The organism is Allobosea sp. 01N443 (genome assembly GCF_056399325.1).
This window is the reverse complement of record NZ_JBFTRC010000195.1, coordinates 11,847-18,414: the sequence shown is the minus strand read 5'-3', so window position 1 is coordinate 18,414 and position 6,568 is coordinate 11,847. Positions and strand designations below refer to the sequence as shown.

Annotated in this window: 5 protein-coding genes and 1 pseudogene; 5 read left to right on the top strand and 1 reads right to left on the bottom strand. The window is 63.4% G+C overall.

What is annotated here, in order from left to right; genetic code table 11:
• Window positions 1–103 precede the first annotated feature (103 nt).
• A complete protein-coding gene (locus AC1DRP_RS30545) occupies window positions 104–2,224 on the bottom strand; it encodes a glycosyltransferase family 2 protein (protein ID WP_476770446.1) in 2,121 nt (706 codons plus the stop codon).
• Between the two features lie 207 nt (window positions 2,225–2,431).
• On the opposite strand from AC1DRP_RS30545, the gene AC1DRP_RS30540 reads away from it, so the two are divergent.
• The 5 genes and pseudogenes from AC1DRP_RS30540 to AC1DRP_RS30520 all read left to right on the top strand — a co-directional run.
• Complete coding sequence (locus AC1DRP_RS30540; RefSeq protein WP_441506788.1) at window positions 2,432–3,406, top strand: NAD-dependent epimerase/dehydratase family protein; 975 nt, start codon at window positions 2,432–2,434, stop codon at window positions 3,404–3,406.
• A 33-nt stretch (window positions 3,407–3,439) separates the two neighbouring features.
• Window positions 3,440–3,595 (top strand): annotated as a pseudogene (locus AC1DRP_RS30535) (transposase); the annotation flags it as partial.
• A 422-nt stretch (window positions 3,596–4,017) separates the two neighbouring features.
• Window positions 4,018–5,595 carry a D-alanyl-D-alanine carboxypeptidase/D-alanyl-D-alanine endopeptidase gene (dacB, locus tag AC1DRP_RS30530; RefSeq protein WP_441506789.1) on the top strand — a complete coding sequence of 526 codons (1,578 nt, stop codon included), beginning with the start codon at window positions 4,018–4,020 and terminating at the stop codon, window positions 5,593–5,595.
• Between the two features lie 17 nt (window positions 5,596–5,612).
• Window positions 5,613–6,179, top strand: coding sequence for an alpha/beta fold hydrolase (locus AC1DRP_RS30525; RefSeq protein ID WP_476770445.1), 567 nt, complete (start codon window positions 5,613–5,615; stop codon window positions 6,177–6,179).
• Window positions 6,179–6,568 (top strand): hypothetical protein (locus tag AC1DRP_RS30520; RefSeq protein ID WP_476770444.1); only part of this gene is annotated, 390 nt, incomplete at its 3' end. The genes AC1DRP_RS30525 and AC1DRP_RS30520, both read left to right, overlap by 1 nt.

The window sequence follows — 6,568 nt, the reverse complement described above, 5'->3', positions numbered from 1 at the left end:
GGCCTGGCGCGCGCAGGCGATGTTCCCGGGCCGCTCAGCACGATGACCTTGGGATCGGCGGAGTAGAGGCGCCGCAGCAGGTTTTTTGTCGTTTGAAGGGCCATCAGACAGCCTGCCTGGATTTCGGTGCCGTTGCGGGTTCGAACAGCGGTTTGATGCCGAAGTCTTCCAGATCAGTGCTTCGATCGGGCCAATAACGCATCTTCGTGCTTGGCATGCCGAAAGCCCGGCACAGGCGCAGGAGTTCCGCATTGCCCACGACAATATGCGTGTAAGCCTGCTCGAACGCTGAGCATGCATTCACGGCCTGGCTCGTTGCTTGATCCCCTTCAGCGTATCCGAGCAGCGCCCATGTCTCCACCTTCAGTCGACGCAACGCGCCCATCAATGTGTGTGAAACCCCGCCATCCACCGATACGGCGCGGTGATAGCCGGCCAATGTGGAAATGGCGTCATCGGTATCCAGATGCTCGAAGCAGGGCATCGGCGTCCCCTGATAGCTCCGTGTCCATGCGCGGGACAGCAGCTCCGGCAGGGGCAATGCAATGATCTGCGAAAAGCATTTTGCGCGGCCGGGAGCGAGGGCGAATTCCCTCGCGATCCCCACGAGATGAACCTCCCACCCCGCTTCGATGAGCGTCAGTGCCAGCCTTTCGGCGGTCGCAACGCTCTCGGGCTGCCCCGAGGCGAGCACCAGGGCAGCAAGGGGCCTGGCATCGGACGATCCGCCGGGGAAGGCCGACGAGAGATTGAAGAGTTCCGGGTACAGATCGCGCGGCAGCGCCGCCTGGAGCCGGTACGTGTTCGGCATCGCCGACTTCCAATCGGCAGGGTTGGCCCCGTCTCCGGCAGTGGCGATATCCCGGCACAGCCGCGTAAAGGCCTCATCGATTGGCGCGAGATCGGCCGGCGCTTCCCTCACGGCCAGATCGAGTTCGATAGCATGCTGACGCTTGCCCGGCTGTCGGGGCAGGGCATGCAGATCGAGCGCGCGCCGCGATGCGTGCTCGACGAGAAAGGATGCCTCGACGGCCAGGATATGCGTCCGATCAGATGTCAGCCGGAACCTGTCCGTCTGCTCCTGGACAATCGTCCCCTCGCTCCAGGCCAGAAGACGATCATCGTGCAATCGATCCCGCATTGAGCACGTAACGACGGTCGATCGGGCAAGCCCGCGCTCGAGCGTCCACAAGACGCCAGCCAGCAGCGATTGCGCGGCAAGCGTTTCGCATAATGAGCTGTTCATGACGACAAGCTGCCCGGGGCAGTGACCGTAAGCAGGGCGCAGCCGGGCGCGCAGCAGACGGATGACATAGTCACTGACCGTCAGGGTCGTGACGTCGTTTTCACCGGTGAAGCACCGAACCAGCCCTGTATCGGGGTGATAGATCGCATAACGCGACCGAGCCTCGGTCTCAAATGCCAGGACGTTGCGAATACCGAACAGGAGCGGATGGCGGTTGCGGATATAGCGGAGGATCGGGGTGAAATCCCGTTCTGCCGCCACCAGCATGCTTTCTCCCCGGCGGCGGTAAGCAAAACCCGCATCGGCCACGTGGACCCCGCGAAAGCCGCGCTCGAGGCCATGCAGCCAGAATTCCCAATCCTCGACGCCCTGGCGCATCTCGGTGTCAAAACGGATCGGGGCGTCGAGCATGCGCCGTGAGACCATGCTGCCTGCCTCGCAGAAATTGCGGAACAGATGCTCCAGCGGCGAATAGGGTCCCGAGGTATCGGCGAATTCGGCGAAGCCGAACTTGTCGACATCCGGATAGGCCCAGCCGATGCTCGCATCGGCCTTGCGCAAGGCGGTCAGAAGCCGCTGCAGGAGATGGGGGCCGATGCGGTTGTCGCAGTCGAGCAGGTAGACGGCCTCCAGATCCGGGAAGGCCGCCAGAGCGAAGTCAATTCCAGTGTTGCGTGCGGCGCTCAAACCTCCATTGCGCTTGTGCAAATAGAAGATCCGCCCCGGGTAGGTCGCAGCAAATGTCTGGCAGACCTCGTCTGTTTCAGGGTGAGGACATCCGTCATTCACAATGACAATGGCGAAATTGAAATCAGTGACCTGTGCCAACGCCGTATTCAGCGCCTCGGCTGTCAGCGAGGGTTGGCCATAAGCTGGGACAATGACGGCGACTTTGACATCGGCCCCATCGCTGGACGGATCGTGCAACCGGTCGCCTGCAGGCGGGAAGAGCCATGGTTCACCCGGCACGTTGCCCATATTCATGCCATATTAATCCTGAGATTTGTCATGGAGATTAGATTGTTCTGTTCGATAATCCCGATAAATGAGGTTTTATGACGCCATGGCATGGGATTGTTGCTTATTTATATCGGATAAATTCATTCGCAAATTCGAAATAAAACCACATCGATTTCGATTTGCTTGATTGACTACGTTTTTTCTATCCTGACCCAACGAGTAGACATGCCAATTGCCACTGTTGATGTTCCGAGGCTCGATGGCACCCGTTGCCTGATCATGGGTGGCGGCGGATTTCTCGGTATCAACCTGGCCAACGCTCTGGCCCGTCAAGGCGCGGTCGTCCGGGCCTTCGGGCGCGCGCCGGCCGATCGGCGGGCGCTGGACGAGCGGGTCCATTGGAGCAGCGGATATTTCGAGGATCAAGCGGCCATCACCGAAGCCGCGCGGGGGCAGGAGATCGTGTTCCATCTCCTGAGCAGTTCGGTGCCGGGAAGCCCCGGGCAAAAGCCTGTTTCCGATCTCGAGACGAATGTGCTGGGCACGTTGCGCTTCCTGGATATCTGCAACGATGCCGCCGTCAGAAGGGTCGTCTTCGCCTCGTCTGGCGGTACCGTCTATGGCCCGGCCGACAGGCATCCGATCGCGGAAACCGCGCCGACCCATCCGATATCGGCCTATGGTGTCGGCAAGCTTGCGATCGAGAAATACCTCGCCCTGTATCACCACCTTTACGGGCTCGAATATCTCGCCTTGCGCATCGCCAACGCCTATGGCCCGCTGCAATCGGCTCTGAAGCGCCAAGGCGTCGTCGCCGCGATGCTCAGTCACGCGCTCGCCGGCAAGCCGCTCGAAATCTGGGGCACGGGCGAGATCGTGCGCGATTTCATTCATATCGACGACGTCGTCTCGGCCTTTCTCTGGGCCGCGACCTATGACGGGCCTCACCGCGTCATGAATGTTGGATCGGGGGCAGGGCTCAGCATCAATCAGGTGGCGAGCGATATCGAGGCCATCACCGGCACTGCCGGCCGGTCCAGGATCTATCGCGCCGGCCGAGCCGCGGACGTGCCCGTCAACATCCTCGAAATCTCGCTGATCACCCGGGAAACGCCTTGGAGACCCAGACGCGCCTGGCTTGATGGCCTGCGCAGCACTGCTGAATGGCTGGCGGCGAAAAAGCACGCGCCGCTGATGTGATCCGACGCATGATTTCGGGGGCGCCAGGGCAATCTCCGCACGCTTCTGCGTCCGTTCTACAGCGAGACGGGGCGGCCTTCGATCGATCGGGAGCTGATGATCCGGACGCTGCTCATCGGCCGACAGAGCGCGTTGTTCGAGACGACGATCCGGCGTTGCATCGCGGACGGGCTCGCCGGCGCAGCCGGCGGTCGTAGACGGACAGTCATCAGATTGGGATGCGAGGTCATGGCGATCGACCGCGATTTCCCCCTAGATGCCCATTGTTCTCAAGAGCCGAAGCGATTGCGGCGGCCCATGCGAAGGCATGGGCGCGACTGATCCAGAYGCCGAAAGCGGTGCTGTAGCCACGGCGAACCCTGAGCTGCCCCAAGCGCTAGAGCATCGGACCGGAAAGTGGAATCCGGTTTTCGGAAAATCCGATGCTTAAACAAAGAGCTAGATCGCCGCTCCTGCGTCCGAACGGACGCACGGCGATCTAGGATTGCAGTCGTTCCGGTGCATGTCGATCGGATGCGGCGGGACGGCGGGATGGACGACTGGCGCCGCCAGAAAGTGGTGCCGAAGCGGATGATGAAGCAACAGCGCGGCTGGCGAGGCAGGGACAGGCAATGACCGTGATCAGACATGTCGCGATCGCGCTCCTGGCGGTGCTGTCGGCGGGGGGCGGAGCGACCGCTGATCCCGCCGCGGGGGTGTCCGGAGAGGTTCCTGCCTCTGTTGCCCAGGCCATAGAGCGCCTCCGAGCCAAGCCGATCTTTGCCCATATGAGCTGGGGCATCCACCTCGCCGATCTCGCTACCGGCAAGACGTTGATCGATCAGGCTGGGAATAAGTCGCTGCTGCCAGCCTCGGTCATGAAGACCTACAGCGTTGCGACCGCCCTTGACCGCTATGGCGCCGACTACCGTTTCCGGACACCGGTCTACAGGCTCGGCAACCTCAAGGGCGACGTGCTCGACGGAGATCTCGTCCTCGTCGCGTCCGGTGATTTCAGTTTCGGGCTCCGCGAGCAGCCCAACGACAAGCTTGGCTTCAACAGCCTGCCGGAGGTCGACCACAACACCACCTCTACCGGCTTCCCGGGCGGCGCCTATGTCGGGAACAGCGATCCGCTCGCGGCGCTCGATGCCCTGGCCGCGCAGGTCAAGGCTGCGGGTATCCGCGAAATCACCGGCGATGTGATGATCGACGATCGTCTCTTCGAGACCTATCGGGGGTTCTCGTCCGGGCCGATCGCTCCGATCTGGGTCAACGAGAACGTCATCGACATCATGGTGACGCCGACGAAGCCCGGCGAGAAACCTAAGCTCGACTGGCGTCCCAAGAGCGCTGCCATCACCGTCGAGAACGACGTCACCACGGTTGCCGGCACGGCCGGGCCGCTTGAGGTGACGACACGGGGCGCCGGGGTGGTTCGGGTCAGCGGAAAGATCGCTTCGGACGGACCACCGATCCTGACGGTGTCCCAGATCGCCGATCCTGCCGCTTTCGCGCGCACGGTCTTCATCGAGGCGCTCATGCGGGCGGGGGTCAAGGTCGCCGCGCCTGCGCTCGGCCCCGCCAGGCCGCTGCCCGACGCGGGCGGCTATCGCGAAGCCAACCGGGTGGCGGAATATGTCTCGCCGCCGCTGTCCGAGTTCGTCAAGGTGATCCTGAAGGTGAGCTACAACCGCGGCGCCGACCTCATGGTCTGTCTTGCCGCGGTGAAGGCCGGAAGTCCCGATTGCGGCGATGGGCTGGCCGAGGTGCTGAAGCTGCTCGCCCGGCATGGCGTGTCGTCAACCGGAACCTATGTCTTCGACGGTGCCGGAAGCAGCCATAACAGCCGGACGACGCCGTCGGATCTCGCGACCTTCCTCAGGGACATCACGACCACGCCCTGGGGCAGCGCTTTTCATGATGGCATGGCCGTGCTCGGGGTCGACGGCTCGCAGGCACTGAACGGCGCGGGGTCGCCGGCGGCCGCGCATGTCCGGATCAAGGATGGCGACATGGTCGCCGGAAGTGCTGCCGGGCAACTTGTCGCGCTTGCCACCACCCAGACCGGATATATCGACGCCAGGAGCGGGCGCCGGCTTGTCTATAGCCTGATGGTCAACAACATCCCCTTCCCATCGCTGCAGGACTATTCCGCCGCCCGGGCCGATGTGGCGGCCGTCGTCGTCGCGATCCAGCAGGGCTATTGAAGTGACCGGAGATCGTCATGCCCACTGCAGCACGATCCCGCTCGTGCCTTTCTCTGGCCGCGGCGCTCATCCTCATCGCGGCCGACGCGTCGGTTGCCGAAGATTTCTCCGGCTCGGTTGCGATCGGCGCTGGCCGCAAGATCTATCTCGAATGCACTGGCGCCGGATCGCCGACGGTCGTGCTGATCTCGGGCAGGGGGAATGGCGCTGCCGACTGGAGCGAGACACTCGATCCCGCCGACCCGGCCCACCAGGCCGATTATGACGCCGTGGCCTGGGGGAAGGGCAATCTTCGCAGGGGCGGGTCGGCGGTCTTTCCGATGGTGTCCCGCTTCACCCGCGTCTGCGCCTATGACCGGCCAGGGGTGAGGCTCGACGGACCGGATCAGTCCACGCCAGTCGCCCAGCCGCATCCGGCCGACCAGGCGGCTGACGATCTCCATCGGCTGCTGACGGCAGCGGGCGAACCGCGCCCTTACGTGCTCGTGCCCCATTCCTACGGAGGTCTGATCGCCACGCTTTTTGCACGGACTTGGCCCGATGAGGTGAGCGGGCTCGTCATGGTCGACGCTGCGACACCCTGATGCGCGAGGTGGCAAGCCCGAAGCATGTGGCGAAATGGGACGCGCTCAACAGGCAGTCCGCGCCGGCGGCTCCCGAAGCGATCATGCTCCTCGATGCCTTCGCCAAGATCGAGGCTGCCCCTCGACTGCGGGAACTGACGGCCGTCGTGCTTGCCGGCGACAAGCCATGGCAACCGCCATCCTCCCCACCGGAGCGCGACCCGGTCGGCGGCGTCTCCTTCGCGGACTGGAGGGCATCGCAGACCTTGCTCGCAACGTCACTCAACGCCAGGCTCGTCGCGAACACGAATAGCGGCCACAACATCTATGCCTATTCTCCGCAACTCGTGATCGATGCGATCCGCGAGGTCGTGKAGGCCGCGCGGGCGGGCAATGCACGGATCGGGCCC